Source organism: Microbacterium allomyrinae (genome assembly GCF_020682705.1).
GTDB lineage: Bacteria > Actinomycetota > Actinomycetes > Actinomycetales > Microbacteriaceae > Microbacterium > Microbacterium allomyrinae.
This window is the reverse complement of sequence record NZ_JAGTTN010000002.1, coordinates 301,099-316,395: the sequence shown is the minus strand read 5'-3', so window position 1 is coordinate 316,395 and position 15,297 is coordinate 301,099. Positions and strand designations below refer to the sequence as shown.

Here is a 15,297-nt window from a genome sequence, read left to right as displayed (position 1 = left end):
CTCACTCGGCGAGACGGAACCCCGCCGGCATCGAGTCGAACTCGGCACGCAGCGCGATGAGGGCGGCGGGATGCGTGCGGCCGAGGTCGCTCGCGTCGACCGTGACCGACGAGTCGGCCGGGAGCACCTCCACGAGCTCGCGCAGAATGGCCGCGATCCGCTCGGTGCCCGCGAAGCCGAGCTCGCCCGAAAGGCGCACAACGCGTCCGCTGTCCGTCTCCTCGACCGTGAGCGCCGGGACCGAGACGCTCTCGTGCGGTTCGAGCAGATGCATCCCGAACCGCTCCGAGAGCGTCTCGACGGCGGCGATGCCGCGGACGGAATTGCCGTGCGCGTCCAGCCGCGGGCTGAATGCCGCGACGCCGAACTGAGATGGGGCGACGGCGAGCAGACCGCCCGACACGCCGCTCTTGGCCGGTAGACCGACCCGGAGCAGCCATTCGCCCGAGAAGTCGTACATTCCGCAGCTCGCCATGATCGACAGCACGTCGCGGGCGACGGTCTCGGCCACGACGCGATGCCCGGTGACGGGGTTCACTCCGCCGAACGCCAGCGTCGAGGCCATCACGGCGAGGTCTCGCACGGTGACGAGCAGCGAGCACTGCCGGAAATAGGTCTCCACGGCGATATCGACCGACCCCTCGATCACCCCGTGCGAGCGCAGCAGGTGTGCGAGCGCACGGTTGCGGTCGCCGGTGGCCGACTCCGACGCATATACGTCTTCATCGACCCAGAGCGAGCGGCCGGCGAACGCCGAGAGCGTCTCGACGATCCGCGTCATGCGATCGTCGATCCCGGCACCCTCGACCAGCGCGGTGGTCGCGATGGCGCCCGCGTTGACCATCGGGTTGGCGGGGCGGCCGGTGTGCTTCTCGAGGCTGATCGCGTTGAACGGCTCGCCGCTCGGTTCGGCACCGACTTTGGCGAGCACGGCGTCCCGACCGCGCTCCGAGAGTGCGAGAGCGAGCACGAACGGCTTCGAGATCGACTGGATGGTGAACTCGTGATCGGTGTCGCCGACATCGCGCACCCGTCCGCGAGGGCCGACGACCGCGAACGCGAGCCGGTCCGGATCGGCCGTGGCGAGTTCTGGAATGTACGTCGCCGGCGCTCCGGAGGTCAGGGGGCGGACCTCGGCGAGCAGATCGTCGAGGAGCGCGGTGATGGGATCCACGGCTCGACCATAATGGACGCGTGCTCCCCATCGACGACACGGGCCGCCTGGGCGGCATCCGCATCAACCCCAGCATCCTGGCCGCCGACTTCGTCAACATGCAGGCCGAGCTCGCGCGCATCGCGTCGGCGGACTTCGTCCACGTCGACGTCATGGACAACCATTTCGTGCCCAATCTGACGTTCGGGCCGCAGATGGTGGAGCGCATTCAGGCGACGAGTCCGGTGCCGCTGGACGTTCATCTCATGATCGCCGATCCCGATCGCTGGGCGCCCGAGTACGCCGAGCTCGGCGCGGCATCGGTCACGTTCCACCTCGAGGCGGCGACCGAGCCGGTCGCGCTGGCGCGGCGGCTTCGTGCGATCGGCTCGCGCGCCGGGGTTGCCGTGAAGCCCGCAACCGCCATCGAGGGCCTGTTCGACCTGCTCGACGACTTCGATCAGATCCTCGTGATGACGGTGGAGCCCGGCTTCGGCGGCCAGTCGTTCATGCCCGAGACGATGCCGAAGCTCCGCCGACTCGCCTACGAGGCGCGCCGGCGCGGGTCGTCGGTGTGGCTGCAGGTCGACGGCGGCATCGGCGAGTCGACGATCGCGCAGGCAGCCGAGGCCGGAGCCGACACGTTCGTCGCCGGATCGGCGGTGTTCGGGGCCTCCGACCCCGGCAACGCCATCGCCGCGCTCCGCGCGACGGCGGCCCAGCACCACACCCACTGACCCGCTTCCACCGGTCGACCCCACGTCGAGAGTGCAGGAACTGCGGCGGTGGGCGGACCCGCATGACGTTTCGGGCACTCTCGGCGAGATGGACCCCTCGCGTCACGCGGCGCCGCGGCATCCCGCCGGTTAGATACCCTGGGGTGGTGAAGACGTTCGATGCGCTGTTCGACGAGCTCGCCGCCAAAGCGGCCGAGCGCCCCGAGGGATCGGGCACCGTGGCACAGCTGGACGCGGGCGTGCACGCGATCGGCAAGAAGATCGTGGAAGAGGCTGCCGAGGTCTGGATGGCGGCCGAGTACGAGTCGACGGATGCCGCCGCCGAGGAGATCTCGCAGCTGCTGTACCACCTGCAGGTGCTGATGCTCGCGAAGGGTCTGAGCCTCGAAGACGTCTACCGACATCTCTGAGCTCGCTCTCCCTTCCGTCCTCGAACCCGAAAGCCACGCTGCCATGCTGCGAATCGCCGTGCCGAACAAGGGCTCGCTCGCCGAGACCGCCACCGAGATGCTTCACGAGGCCGGGTACGTCGGCCGCCGTGACCCGAAAGACCTTCACGTCATCGACCCTCAGAACGAGGTCGAGTTCTTCTATCTGCGCCCGAAAGACATCGCGACGTATGTCGGCTCCGGCGCGCTGGACGTCGGAATCACGGGTCGCGACCTGCTGCTCGACGCCCGGATGCCGGGCGCTCGCGAGATCGAGCAGCTGGGATTCGGTGACTCGACGTTCCGCTTCGCCGGCCCTCCCGGCCGGTTCTCGACAGTGCAGGACCTCGAGGGCCACCGTGTCGCCACCTCGTATCCGGGACTCGTGGATGCGTTCCTCGACGAGCACGGCGTCGCCGTCGACCTCGTCCCGCTGGACGGCGCGGTCGAATCCGCGGTGCGTCTGGGAGTGGCGGATGCCGTCGCCGACGTCGTGTCGACCGGCACCACCCTGCGTCAGGCGGGCCTCGACATCTTCGGCCCGGTGCTGCTGCAATCCGAGGCCGTCCTGATCGCCGCGCCCATCGAGGCTGCCGGCACCGAGACGCTGCTGCGACGCCTGCGCGGCGTGATGGTCGCGCGGCGCTACGTGATGGTCGACTACGACCTTCCCGCCTCGCTCGTGGACGAGGCCGTGAAGATCGCCGGCGGCATCGAGTCGCCCACGATCTCGCCGCTGCGCGACCCCGACTGGGTTGCCGTGCGGGTCATGGTGGCACGCAAGGGGGTCAACCAGGTCATGGACGCGCTCTACGCGATCGGCGCCCGCGCGATCCTGGTGACAGCGATCCACAACGCGAGGCTCTGATGAGCCTCGTCTGCCGCGTCATCCCGTGTCTGGACGTCGCCGCCGGACGCGTGGTCAAAGGCGTGAACTTCGAGAACCTGCGTGACATGGGCGACCCGGTCGAACTGGCACGGGAGTACTTCCGACAGGGCGCCGACGAGCTGACGTTCCTCGACGTCACCGCGACCGTGGACGAGCGATCGACCACCTACGACGTGGTGCGCCGCACCGCCGAGGAGGTCTTCATTCCTCTGACCGTCGGCGGGGGAGTGCGCTCCACCGATGACGTCGCGCGCCTGCTCTCGGTGGGCGCCGACAAGATCGGCGTGAACTCGGCAGCGATCGCCCGGCCCGACCTCCTCGACGAGATCGCCGACCGCTTCGGCGCGCAGGTACTGGTCCTGTCGCTGGATGTGAAACGTTCCCCGAACACCGAGTCCGGCTTCGTCGTCACCACGCACGGTGGCCGCACCGAGACGCCCCTCGACGCGCTCGCGTGGGCGCGCGAGGCGATCGAGCGAGGAGCCGGCGAGCTGCTGGTGAACTCCATCGACGCCGACGGCACGAAGCAGGGCTTCGATCTGGAGCTCGTCGGACTCATGCGCGAACTCGCAAGCGTGCCCGTGATCGCCTCCGGCGGCGCCGGGACGGCGGCCGACTTCGCCCCGGCGATCACCGCCGGCGCGGATGCCGTGCTCGCGGCATCCGTCTTCCACTCCGGGCAGCTGACGGTGGGAGATGTGAAGGCTGCTCTCATGGCAGAGGGAATCCCCGTGAGGGAAGTGGCCGCATGAGCGAGACGACCCAGCAGCGGATCGACCGCGTCGCCTTCAACGGCGACGGCCTGGTCGCTGCCATCATCCAGCAGTGGGACACGCACGAGGTCCTCATGCTCGGATGGATGGATGCCGAGGCGCTGCGCCGCACTCTCACCGAGGGGCGCGTGACGTTCTGGTCGCGGTCCCGCCAGGAGTACTGGCGCAAGGGCGACACCTCGGGGCACATCCAGCTGGTCCGCGGGGCACGCCTGGACTGCGACGGAGACGCCATCCTCGTGATCGTGGAGCAGGTCGGACCCGCCTGCCACACCGGCACTCGCACCTGCTTCGACGCCGACGATCTCGCCCCGGCCGTGGCCGAGGAGCGACCCGCGTGATCCGCAGAGCGCGGCTGCTTTCGGTCGTCGTGATCGTCGTATGCGGTGCCCTCGGCATCATCTCCTCGACGCAGACATGGCTGACGGTCGTGCTCGACGACGGCGCCGGGCACCTGCTCGACGTGCCGGGGGCCTCCGCTATTCCGGTGCTGGCACCGCTCAGCCTCGCTGTGCTGGCGCTGGGCGCCGCACTGTCGATCGTCGGACTGATCCTGCGATACGTGTTCGGCGCGTTGTCGGTGGCCATCGGCATCCTGCTGGTGTGGCTCACCTCGAATGTGACGTTCGAGCATCCGACGTCATCCGTCATCGCGACGGTGACCGAGTCGACCGGTATCGCGGGAGAGTCTGCGGTCGACGCTCTGATCGCGTCGATCACGGCGACCGCCTGGCCGGTCGTGACCCTTGCCGGATGGATCCTGCTCGTGGCCGCCGGCGTCTTCACGATCGCGACGGCACGCGGCTGGGCGGGGACGGGGCGTCGCTATCGCACCGCCGATGCGGAATCGGGCGATTCGACACGCCCGGCGACAGCGGCCGGATCCCGCCCGCACGACGCGATCGACGACTGGGACGACCTCTCGCGTGGCGAGGATCCGACGGCCTGACCGCTAGACTGGCGGCATCCCGCGCTGATCCGGCCGACCGCTGATTCCGGTCGAATCCCGATCCCCGGCTGAACAAGGAGACACCCATGAGCAACAACATCGGCGACCCCGGCCACGGACACTCGCCCGCCGCCTGGACGGCCGTCGTGATCATGCTCGTCGCGGTGACCCTCGGTGTGCTGTTCTACTGGTTCGACCTTCCCGTGCTGGTGTGGGTGTCCGCCGGCCTCGTCCTCGTGGGCCTGATCGTCGGTTGGGTGCTCTCCAAGGCCGGCTACGGCGTGAACGGCCCGAAGTACTCGCCGAAAGAGCACTGAGCATGCTCGCCGACCTGACGGCCGGCGCGGTGGAAGACGCCGAGGAACGAGCATCGGCGCGGCCCCTGGCCGCTGTCGAAGCCGCTGCCCTCGCTCAGCCACCCGCGCGCGACGCCCTTGCAGCGCTTGCTCCCGCAGATCGCGTGAAGATCATCGCCGAGGTCAAGCGCGCGAGCCCTTCGCGCGGCGACCTCGCTGCGATTCCCGACCCGGCCTTCCAGGCACGACGGTATGAAGAGGGCGGTGCCACCGCGATCTCGGTGCTGACCGAAGGCCGTCGCTTCAAGGGCAGCCTCGCCGATCTCGAGGCGGTCAAGGCCGCCGTCGGTGTGCCGGTGCTGCGCAAGGACTTCATCGCGACCGAGTACCAGGTGCTCGAGGCGCGGGCGTCGGGCGCCGATCTCGTGCTCCTGATCGTCGCCGCACTCGAGCAGGAAGTTCTGCAGCGCCTGCATGCCCTCACGATCGAGCTCGGCATGACACCCCTCGTCGAGACCCACTCCGCCCGCGAGGTGGACCGCGCCGCCGACCTCGGCGCCCAGCTGATCGGCGTGAACGCCCGCAATCTGTCGACGTTCGAGCTGGATCGCGACCTGTTCGGCAGTCTCGCCGAGCGCATCCCCGCTGATGCCGTGAAGATCGCGGAGTCCGCGGTGCTCACCCCCGCCGATGTCGCGCATTACCGGGCTGCCGGAGCCGACGTCGTCCTCGTGGGCGAAGCTCTCGTGACGAACGACCCCGTCACCACCCTGAGAGCATTCCTGGAGGCAGGCGCATGAGTCTTCGCGAGGCACCCGGGCCCTTCTTCGGAGAGTTCGGCGGGCGATACATGCCCGAATCCCTCATCGCCGCGATCGATGAGCTCACCGCTGAGTACGAGGCCGCGAAGGTCGATCCGGCGTTCCAGGCCGAGCTCGCACACCTGCTCAGCTCCTACGCGGGCCGGCCGTCGGCGATCACCGAGGTCGCCCGATTCGCCGAGCACGCGGGCGGCGCGCGGGTCTTCCTCAAGCGCGAGGACCTCAACCACACCGGCTCGCACAAGATCAACAACGTGCTGGGGCAGGCGCTGCTCACGAAGCGTCTCGGCAAGACGCGTGTCATCGCCGAGACCGGCGCCGGCCAGCACGGCGTCGCGACGGCGACCGCGGCGGCCCTCTTCGGCATGGAGTGCACGATCTACATGGGCGAGGTCGACACCGAGCGACAGGCACTGAACGTCGCGCGCATGCGGCTGCTCGGTGCCGAGGTCGTGCCCGTCAAGACGGGTTCGCGCACGCTCAAAGACGCGATCAACGACGCGTATCGTGATTGGGTCGCGACCGTCGAGACGACGAACTACATCTTCGGCACCGCCGCCGGCCCGCATCCGTTCCCGGCGATGGTGCGCGACTTCCAGAAGATCATCTCGGAAGAGGCCCGCCAGCAGCTGCTCGACGAAGCCGGCCGTCTGCCCGACGCCGTGATCGCGTGCGTCGGCGGCGGCTCGAACGCCATCGGCATGTTCGATGCGTTCCTCGATGACGAAGGCGTCAAGCTCTACGGCGTCGAGGCGGCTGGTGACGGCGTCGATACCGAGCGCCACGCCGCGTCGATCGAGCGAGGTCGTCCCGGCGTCCTGCACGGCGCGAAGACCTTCGTGCTGCAGGACGAGGACGGCCAGACCGTCGAGTCGCACTCGATCTCGGCCGGCCTCGACTACCCGGGCGTCGGTCCCGAGCACTCCTGGCTCGCGTCGATCGGTCGCGCGCAGTACATCCCCGCGACCGATGACGAGGCGATGCAGGCCCTGCGACTGCTCTCCCGCACCGAGGGCATCATTCCCGCGATCGAGTCCGCGCACGCCCTCGCCGGCGCACTGCGGATCGGGCGCGAGCTCGGCCCCGACGCGATCCTCGCGGTCTGCCTCTCGGGTCGCGGCGACAAAGACATGGACACCGCCGCGCGTTACTTCGAGCTGTACGACGACGAGCCCGCGGTCGACTCAGCGCCGGCCGACGATGCTGCCAAGGGAGAGGGCACGAAGCTATGACCTCGCGCGTCGCTGCGGCGATCGATGCCGCACGCGCCGAGGGCCGTGGCGCGTTCGTGGGCTACCTTCCCCTCGGATTCCCGGATCTGCAGACGAGCATCGATGCGGCGGTGACGCTCGCCGAGAGCGGTGTCGACGTGCTCGAGCTCGGCCCGCCCTACTCCGACCCGGTCATGGACGGCACGGTGATCCAGGAGGCGACGCAGGCGGCGCTCGCGGGCGGCTTCCGCCTTCGTGACACGTTCACCGCGGTGCGCGAGATCACCCGGCGCGTCGACATCCCCGTGCTCGTGATGACCTATTGGAACCCAGTGCTCCAGTACGGGGTGGACCGCTACGCGGATGACTTGGCCGCCGCCGGTGGCGCCGGGCTCATCACGCCCGACATCACGCCCGAGTCGGCAGCGGAATGGATCGCTGCGAGCAGAAGAACGGGACTCGACCGCGTGTTCCTCGCAGCCCCGACGTCCACGGACGAACGTCTCGACCTCATCATCGAGAACTCGACCGGCTTCGTGTACACCGTCTCGACCATGGGCATCACAGGGGAGAGGGCGCAGCTGGATGCCGCCGCCCGCACCCTCGTCGCACGTCTGCGTGCGCGCGGGGCCGAGCACGCGTGCGTAGGGATCGGCATCTCGACGCCCGCTCAGGTTTCGGGTGTGCTCGACTATGCCGACGGCGCGATCGTCGGCACGGCCCTGGTGCGCGCGCTCCGTGACGGCGGCCTCGAGGGCCTCGCCGAAACGGCTCGCGCCCTGGCCGCAGGCGCCGCGCAGACCGCGAACTAGACTTCTGACGTCGGCCCGCCGCCGACATCCCCACCAGCAAGGACACGGTTCTCCCATGATCAACGCCGCTGCGAGCGTCGTCGCCAGCATCCCGAGCCCGTCGATCAGCTATTTCGACCTCGGCCCCCTGCGGATCCACATCTACGCGCTGTGCATCATCACGGGCATCGTGGTCGCTGTGCTGCTGACGAACCGCCGCCTCACCAAGCGCGGCGCCGAGCCCTGGGTCGTCATCGACATCTCCCTGCTGGCGGTTCCCATTGCGATCATCGGCGCGCGGATCTACCACGTCGTCACGCACTGGGACTTCTACTTCGGCGAGGGCGCGAACCCGATCTCGGCGTTGTTCATCTGGGAGGGCGGCATCGCGATCTACGGCGCCCTCATCGGCGGCGCGATCGGCGCCTGGCTCGGATGCCGGTGGACCGGCATCCGGTTCTGGACATTCGCCGACGCGCTCGCGCCCGGCCTCCTGCTCGCACAGGCGATCGGCCGCTTCGGCAACTGGTTCAACCAGGAGCTGTTCGGTTGGCCCACCGACCTGCCCTGGGGCCTCGAGATCGACTATCCGAACCCGGCGTGGCCGATCGGACTGCCCGAAGGCACCCTGTTCCAGCCCACGTTCCTCTACGAGGTGCTGTGGAACGGTCTGGGCGTGCTCGTGCTGCTCTGGGCGGGACGCAGGTTCCGTCTGCAGTGGGGCCGCCTGTTCGGCCTCTACCTGGTCTGGTACAGCGCCGGCCGCATCGTATGGGAGTCGATCCGCATCGATCCGAGCGAGATCTTCCTCGGCATCCGCACCAATGTGTGGGCGGCGATCTTCGGCGTCGTGCTCGGTCTGGCGATCATGTTCGTGCAGAACCGGCGCCACCCGGGCTATGAGCCATCGCCGTACGTACCGGGGCGCGAATGGAAGCCCGACGGGGCTGTACAATCGCAGAACACCGACGACTTCGTCGACGTCAGCGAACCCCCGACGTCCGAGGCCGGCGGGGCCAGCGCCACAAGCGCAGCCGTGAGCCACACTCCATAAGCAGAGTCGCCACGAATTTAGAGCTCGCGCCCCCGGCGGCGAGCACCGGGCCGACGTCGTCCCAGTTTGAGTATCAACGTGAGGACGGTAGGTATGGCTTCGAGCCCCCGTCAGCTCGCCTCTGGTGAGGCGAACGCCACCGCAGCATCTGGAAAAGCCGGGTTCCCGGCGAAGCAGGGGATGTACAACCCCGCCTTCGAGAAAGACGCCTGCGGTCTGGCAATGGTCGCGACGCTGCGCGGCGAGGCAGGTCATGACATCATCGACCTCGCCCTGACTGCGTTGCGCAATCTCGAGCACCGCGGTGCGATCGGCTCTGACGCCGGCACCGGTGACGGCGCCGGGATCCTCACGCAGATGCCGGATGCCTTCCTCCGCGCCGTCGCGGGATTCGAGCTGCCCCCGGTGGGGGAGTACGCGGCCGGCATGGTGTTCCTGCCCCGCGACGACGATGCTCGCATCGCTCAGAAGGCGGGCATCGAGCAGATCGCGGCATCCGAGAACCTCACCGTCCTCGGCTGGCGCGAGGTTCCGACCTCCGACGAGAACCTCGGAAAGCTGGCGTTCGCCGCCCGCCCCGTGTTCGAGCAGCTCTTCGTGTCGCGCCCCGCCGTCGGCGATGCGCCGCCGCTGTCGGGGATCGACCTGGACCGTCGCACATTCCGGCTGCGCAAGCGGGCCCGGACCGAGCTCGACGCGTACTTCGTCTCGCTGTCGGCTCGCACTCTCGGCTACAAGGGCATGGTCACCACGCTCCAGCTCGAGCCGTTCTATCCGGATCTGCAGGACGAGCGCTTCGCATCCGAACTCGCCGTCGTGCACTCGCGATACTCCACCAACACCTTCCCGTCGTGGCCGCTCGCGCAGCCGCTGCGCATGCTCGCGCACAACGGCGAGATCAACACCGTGAACGGCAACCGCAACTGGATGCGCGCCCGCCAGTCGCAGCTCGAATCCGAGCTGCTGGGCGACATCCGTCCCGTGCTGCCGATCTGCACCGAGGGCGCGAGCGACTCGGCGTCGTTCGACGAGGTGCTCGAGCTGCTCACGCTCACCGGTCGCAGCCTTCCGCACGCGATCATGATGATGGTTCCGGAGGCCTACGAGAAGCAGGCCGACATCGATCCGAAGCTGCGCTCGTTCTACGAGTACCACTCGATGCAGATGGAGCCCTGGGACGGCCCGGCCGCACTCATCTTCACCGACGGCACGCTCGTCGGCGCCACGCTCGACCGCAACGGCCTGCGCCCCGGCCGCTGGACCGAGACGACCGACGGCCTCATCGTCATCGGCAGCGAGACCGGTGTTCTCGATTTCGCCCCGGAGCGCATCAAGCGCCGGGGACGCCTGCGTCCCGGCCGGATGTTCCTCGTCGACACGGCAGAGCGCCGCATCATCGAGGACGACGAGATCAAGTCGCAGCTCTCGGACCTCGAGCCGTGGCAGGAATGGCTGGACGCCGGCCGCGTGCGTCTCGCCGATCTGCCCGAGCGCGAGCACATCGTGCACCCGATCGCCTCGATCACGCGCCGTCAGCGCACCTTCGGCTATACCGAAGAGGAGGTGCGGATCCTCCTGACCCCGATGGGCCAGAACGGTGCCGAGCCCCTCGGCGCGATGGGAAGCGACACACCCGTCGCCGTGCTGAGCGAGCGTCCCCGCTTGCTCTTCGACTACTTCACGCAGCAGTTCGCGCAGGTGACGAACCCGCCGCTGGACTCGATTCGCGAAGAGGTGGTCACATCGCTCGCTCTGGGGCTGGGACCCGAGCGCAACCTGCTCGAGTGGGGTCCCGACCACACGCGGGTCGTGACGCTCGACTTCCCGGTGATCGACAACGACGAGCTCGCGAAGATCCAGCACATCGACACCGCCCTCGTGGGCCGGACCTCCGTCACGATCCGCGGTCTGTACCGCGTCGAGGCCGGGCACAAGGGCATGCAGAAGCGCCTCGCGCAGATGTGCGCCGAGGTCGACCAGGCGATCGAGGACGGCGCGGAGTTCATCGTGCTGTCGGACCGCGACTCCAACAAGGACCTCGCGCCGATCCCGTCGCTGCTCATGCTCGCGGCTGTTCATCACCACCTGATCCGCAACGAGACCCGCATGAAGTGCGGTCTCGTGGTCGAGGCCGGCGACGTGCGCGAAGTGCACCACGTCGCCACGCTGATCGGCTACGGGGCATCCGCGGTCAACCCCTACCTCGCGATGGAGACGGCGGAGTACCTCGTGCGCGCCGGGTTCATCACCGGGATCACGCCCGAGAAGGCCGTCAAGAACCTGATCTACGCGCTCGGCAAGGGCGTGCTCAAGATCATGTCCAAGATGGGCATCTCGACCGTCTCGTCGTACGCGGGCGCCCAGGTCTTCGAAGCCGTCGGCCTCGGCCAGGACTTCGTCGACTCGTACTTCACCGGCACCGAGTCCAAGCTGGGCGGCGTCGGGCTCTCGGTCATCGCCGCGGAGAACGCGGCACGTCACGCGTACGCCTACCCGGAAGACGCCGCGGTCCGCGCCCACGAGCGGCTCTGGACCGGCGGCGAGTACCAGTGGCGCCGTGACGGCTCGCCGCACCTGTTCAATCCCGACACGGTGTTCCGGCTGCAGCACGCCACCCGCACGCGCCGATACGACATCTTCCGCGAGTACACGAAGCTCGTCGACGACCAGGCGAACGAGCTCAAGACGCTGCGCGGGCTGTTCACCCTGAAGACGCAGGGTCGCACGCCGGTGCCGATCGACGAGGTCGAACCGGTGTCGTCGATCGTCAAGCGCTTCTCGACGGGTGCGATGAGCTACGGCTCGATCTCCAGCGAGGCGCACGAGACGCTCGCCATCGCGATGAACCGGCTGGGCGCCAAGTCCAACACCGGCGAGGGGGGAGAGGACGTCGACCGCCTCCTCGACCCCGAGCGTCGCAGCGCGATCAAGCAGGTCGCGTCCGGCCGGTTCGGCGTCACGAGCCTGTACCTCACCCAGGCCGACGACATCCAGATCAAACTCGCCCAGGGCGCCAAGCCCGGCGAGGGCGGACAGCTGATGTCGACGAAGGTCTATCCGTGGATCGCCCGTACGAGGCACTCCACGGCGGGTGTCGGACTCGTGTCGCCGCCGCCTCACCACGACATCTACTCGATCGAAGACCTCAAGCAACTGATCTTCGACGTCAAGCGCGCGAACCCCTCCGCGCGCGTGCACGTCAAGTTGGTGAGCCAGTCCGGCATCGGAGCGGTCGCCGCCGGCACCGCGAAGGCCCTCGCCGACGTCATCCTGGTCTCCGGCCACGACGGCGGCACAGGCGCGAGCCCGCTCAATTCACTCAAGCACGCGGGCACGCCGTGGGAACTCGGCCTCGCCGAGACGCAGCAGACGCTCATGCTCAACGGCATGCGCGACCGCGTCGTCGTGCAGGTGGACGGCCAGCTCAAGACCGGTCGCGACGTCATCATCGGTGCGCTGCTGGGGGCGGAGGAGTTCGGCTTCGCCACGGCTCCGCTGGTCGTGTCGGGCTGCATCATGATGCGCGTCTGCCACCTCGACACCTGCCCCGTCGGGGTCGCCACCCAGAACCCGGTTCTGCGCGCGCGCTTCAACGGCAAGCCGGAGTTCGTCGTGAACTTCATGGAGTTCATCGCGCAAGAGGTGCGCGAGTATCTCGCCGAGCTCGGATACCGGTCGCTCGACGAGGTCATCGGCCGCAGCGACCTGCTCGACATCGACGGTGCGGTGGACCATTGGAAGGCCAGTGGGCTGGATCTCACTCCGGTGCTGCACGGCCCCGAGTTCGCCGATGACGAGCCTCGTCGCAACGCGGTCGGTCAGAACCACGAGCTGGACCGTCACTTCGACATCCCGCTCATCGAGCAGGCCCAGGATGTCATCGCGAACGGTGGGCAGATCACCTTCGACCTGCCCATCCGCAACACCGAGCGTGCCGTCGGCACACTGCTGGGGCACCACGTGACCCGAGCACGCGGCGAGAACGGCCTGCCGTCGGGAAGCATCGTGATCAATCTCAAGGGCTCGGCAGGACAGTCGTTCGGCGCGTTCATGCCGGCCGGCATCACGCTGCGGCTCGAGGGCGACTCGAACGATTACGTCGGCAAGGGCCTGTCGGGCGGGCAGATCGTCGTCCGTCCGCCCCGGGACGCGTCGTTCGACGCGTCGCAGAACGTCATCGCGGGAAACGTGATCGGCTACGGAGCGACACAGGGCACGCTGTTCCTGCGGGGCGTCGTGGGCGAGCGCTTCTTCGTCCGCAACTCCGGCGCCACCGCCGTCGTCGAGGGCGTGGGCGACCACGCGCTCGAATACATGACCGGTGGCCTCGCCGTGATCCTCGGCGCGACCGGGCGCAATCTCGGCGCGGGCATGTCGGGCGGTACCGCGTACGTGTACCGACTCGACCGCAAGCTCGTCAACCGCGAGGCGATCGCGTCCGGTGAACTCGAGCTCGGCGCGCTGGGCTCGGGCGACGCCGAGATCCTCCGCGATCTGCTCCAGCAGCACGTCACCGAGACCGACTCGACGCTCGCACGCGCACTCCTCGACGACTTCGAAACCGAACTCGACAACTTCGTCCGCGTGCTGCCCCGCGACTATGCGGCAGTACTGCAGACCCGCCAGACGGCGGTCGCCGAGGGGCTCGACCCCGACGGCGACGTGGTCTGGAACCGCATCCTGGAGGTGACGGGTGGCTGACCCCAAGGGCTTTCTGAAGACCACCGAGCGCGAGCTGCCCACGCGGCGCCCCGTGCCGGTGCGCATCATGGACTGGAAAGAGGTCTATGAGCCGGGCGACTCCGCGGTGCTGCGTCGCCAGGCGGGACGATGCATGGACTGCGGCGTGCCGTTCTGTCACAAGGGATGCCCGCTGGGTAACTTGATCCCGGAGTGGAACGACCTGACGTGGCGCGGTGAGGGTCGCTCGGCGATCGAGCGCCTGCACGCGACGAACAACTTCCCCGAGTTCACCGGCCGGCTCTGCCCGGCGCCCTGCGAGAGCTCGTGCGTGCTCGGGATCAACCAGCCCGCCGTGACGATCAAGCAGATCGAGGTCTCGATCATCGACGAGGCGTTCGCGAGCGGATGGGTCGAAGCCGAGCCCCCGGGACGCCTGACGGGCAAGACGGTCGCGGTCGTGGGCTCGGGTCCTGCCGGTCTCGCGGCAGCCCAGCAGCTCACCCGCGCCGGTCACACCGTCGCCGTGTACGAGCGCGACGACCGCATCGGCGGACTGCTGCGCTACGGCATCCCCGACTTCAAGATGGAGAAGAAGCACCTCGAGTCGCGGCTTCGCCAGATGCAGGACGAAGGCACGCGTTTCCGCGCGGGCGTCGAGATCGGCAAGGACATCTCGTGGAGCGACCTTCGGGCGCGATATGACGCCGTCGTGGTCGCCACCGGCTCCACTGTGCCGCGTGAGCTGCCGATCCCCGGACGCGACCTGGCGGGGGTGCACTTCGCCATGGAGTACCTGATCGAGTCGAACAAGGCGACCGCCGGCGATTCGGTGCCGAATCAGATCACCGCCGAGGGCAAGCATGTCGTCGTGATCGGCGGCGGTGACACCGGTGCCGACTGCATCGGCACCGCCCACCGCCACGGAGCGCTCAGCGTCACCAACCTCGCGATCGGTCGTCGCCCCCCGGGGGAGCGACCCGACAGCCAGCCCTGGCCGATGTCCCCGACGCTGTTCGAGGTGTCGTCCGCGCACGAAGAGGGCGGCGAGCGTTCATTCCTGGCCTCGACGGTCGAGTTCCTCTCCAACGAGGTCGGCGAGGTGCGCGCGCTGCGCGTCGCCGAGACCGAGTTCGTCGACGGCCGCCGCGTGCCCAAGAGCGGCACCGAGCGCGAGATCCCCGCAGACCTCGTGCTCATCGCGATGGGCTTCACCGGCCCCGAGCGTGCACTTCTCGAAGACCAGCTCGGTGCACAGTTCACCGACCGCGGCAACGTCCTGCGTGAGGACGACTACCAGACCACCGCCCCCGGCGTGTTCGTGGCCGGCGACGCCGGCCGTGGGCAGTCCCTGATCGTGTGGGCGATCGCGGAGGGCCGTGCGGCCGCCGCGAGCGTCGACCGCTACCTCATGGGTGCGACGGAGCTTCCCGCTCCGGTGCGCCCGACCGATATCGCCATCGGCCTGCAGCCCGCGTAGGCTGGCCCAGGCATTCGCCACCTTCCAAACCACCC

General features: G+C 68.7%; 14 protein-coding genes. 13 read left to right on the top strand and 1 reads right to left on the bottom strand.

What is annotated here, in order from left to right:
* Position 1: 1 nt before the first annotated feature.
* Positions 2-1,174 carry a glutaminase A gene (glsA, locus tag KEC57_RS07840; RefSeq protein WP_229384014.1) on the bottom strand — a complete coding sequence of 391 codons (1,173 nt, stop codon included), beginning with the start codon at positions 1,172-1,174 and terminating at the stop codon, positions 2-4.
* A gap of 20 nt (positions 1,175-1,194) precedes the next feature.
* Here glsA and rpe point away from each other — a divergent pair, with 20 nt between their 5' ends.
* The 13 genes from rpe to KEC57_RS07775 all read left to right on the top strand — a co-directional run bounded on the left by rpe (position 1,195) and on the right by KEC57_RS07775 (position 15,262).
* Positions 1,195-1,890: a ribulose-phosphate 3-epimerase gene (gene rpe, locus KEC57_RS07835; protein WP_308187583.1), complete on the top strand. Its 696-nt coding sequence runs from the start codon at positions 1,195-1,197 to the stop codon at positions 1,888-1,890.
* A gap of 146 nt (positions 1,891-2,036) precedes the next feature.
* The gene (locus tag KEC57_RS07830; protein WP_229384013.1) at positions 2,037-2,300 is read left to right on the top strand and encodes a phosphoribosyl-ATP diphosphatase; all 264 of its coding nucleotides are present in this window, start codon (positions 2,037-2,039) and stop codon (positions 2,298-2,300) included.
* Between the two features lie 43 nt (positions 2,301-2,343).
* Entirely contained in the window at positions 2,344-3,186 is an 843-nt protein-coding gene (gene hisG, locus KEC57_RS07825; RefSeq protein ID WP_229384012.1) for an ATP phosphoribosyltransferase, read from the top strand.
* Positions 3,186-3,959, top strand: a complete 774-nt coding sequence (gene hisF / locus KEC57_RS07820; protein ID WP_229384011.1) for an imidazole glycerol phosphate synthase subunit HisF — start codon at positions 3,186-3,188, stop codon at positions 3,957-3,959. The genes hisG and hisF overlap by 1 nt, the downstream gene beginning before the upstream one ends.
* On the top strand, positions 3,956-4,321 hold the full coding sequence (gene hisI, locus KEC57_RS07815; protein WP_229384010.1) for a phosphoribosyl-AMP cyclohydrolase: 366 nt from the start codon (positions 3,956-3,958) through the stop codon (positions 4,319-4,321). Before hisF ends, hisI begins: the two co-directional genes overlap by 4 nt.
* Entirely contained in the window at positions 4,318-4,929 is a 612-nt protein-coding gene (locus KEC57_RS07810; protein ID WP_229384009.1) for a Trp biosynthesis-associated membrane protein, read from the top strand. The genes hisI and KEC57_RS07810 overlap by 4 nt, the downstream gene beginning before the upstream one ends.
* Before the next feature lie 86 nt (positions 4,930-5,015).
* Positions 5,016-5,246: a DUF6704 family protein gene (locus KEC57_RS07805; RefSeq protein ID WP_229384008.1), complete on the top strand. Its 231-nt coding sequence runs from the start codon at positions 5,016-5,018 to the stop codon at positions 5,244-5,246.
* Between the two features lie 2 nt (positions 5,247-5,248).
* Complete coding sequence (gene trpC / locus KEC57_RS07800) at positions 5,249-6,025, top strand: indole-3-glycerol phosphate synthase TrpC (protein WP_229384007.1); 777 nt, start codon at positions 5,249-5,251, stop codon at positions 6,023-6,025.
* The gene (trpB, locus tag KEC57_RS07795; RefSeq protein WP_229384006.1) at positions 6,022-7,278 is read left to right on the top strand and encodes a tryptophan synthase subunit beta; all 1,257 of its coding nucleotides are present in this window, start codon (positions 6,022-6,024) and stop codon (positions 7,276-7,278) included. Before trpC ends, trpB begins: the two co-directional genes overlap by 4 nt.
* Positions 7,275-8,069 carry a tryptophan synthase subunit alpha gene (trpA, locus tag KEC57_RS07790; protein WP_229384005.1) on the top strand — a complete coding sequence of 265 codons (795 nt, stop codon included), beginning with the start codon at positions 7,275-7,277 and terminating at the stop codon, positions 8,067-8,069. Before trpB ends, trpA begins: the two co-directional genes overlap by 4 nt.
* Positions 8,070-8,124: 55 nt before the next feature.
* Positions 8,125-9,102 carry a prolipoprotein diacylglyceryl transferase gene (lgt, locus tag KEC57_RS07785; RefSeq protein ID WP_229384004.1) on the top strand — a complete coding sequence of 326 codons (978 nt, stop codon included), beginning with the start codon at positions 8,125-8,127 and terminating at the stop codon, positions 9,100-9,102.
* Between the two features lie 93 nt (positions 9,103-9,195).
* The gene (gltB, locus tag KEC57_RS07780; RefSeq protein WP_372456985.1) at positions 9,196-13,803 is read left to right on the top strand and encodes a glutamate synthase large subunit; all 4,608 of its coding nucleotides are present in this window, start codon (positions 9,196-9,198) and stop codon (positions 13,801-13,803) included.
* Positions 13,796-15,262: a glutamate synthase subunit beta gene (locus tag KEC57_RS07775; RefSeq protein WP_229384003.1), complete on the top strand. Its 1,467-nt coding sequence runs from the start codon at positions 13,796-13,798 to the stop codon at positions 15,260-15,262. Before gltB ends, KEC57_RS07775 begins: the two co-directional genes overlap by 8 nt.
* Positions 15,263-15,297: the final 35 nt, after the last annotated feature.

Excerpts from the sequence above, each read along its gene's own strand:
- gltB (WP_372456985.1), top strand. The coding sequence starts at position 9,196 with ATGGCTTCGAGCCCCCGTCAGCTCGCCTCTGGTGAGGCGAACGCCACC.
- trpC (WP_229384007.1), top strand. The coding sequence starts at position 5,249 with ATGCTCGCCGACCTGACGGCCGGCGCGGTGGAAGACGCCGAGGAACGA.
- hisF (WP_229384011.1), top strand. The coding sequence starts at position 3,186 with ATGAGCCTCGTCTGCCGCGTCATCCCGTGTCTGGACGTCGCCGCCGGA.
- hisG (WP_229384012.1), top strand. The coding sequence starts at position 2,344 with ATGCTGCGAATCGCCGTGCCGAACAAGGGCTCGCTCGCCGAGACCGCC.
- trpB (WP_229384006.1), top strand. The coding sequence starts at position 6,022 with ATGAGTCTTCGCGAGGCACCCGGGCCCTTCTTCGGAGAGTTCGGCGGG.
- trpA (WP_229384005.1), top strand. The coding sequence starts at position 7,275 with ATGACCTCGCGCGTCGCTGCGGCGATCGATGCCGCACGCGCCGAGGGC.
- KEC57_RS07805 (WP_229384008.1), top strand. The coding sequence starts at position 5,016 with ATGAGCAACAACATCGGCGACCCCGGCCACGGACACTCGCCCGCCGCC.
- lgt (WP_229384004.1), top strand. The coding sequence starts at position 8,125 with ATGATCAACGCCGCTGCGAGCGTCGTCGCCAGCATCCCGAGCCCGTCG.
- hisI (WP_229384010.1), top strand. The coding sequence starts at position 3,956 with ATGAGCGAGACGACCCAGCAGCGGATCGACCGCGTCGCCTTCAACGGC.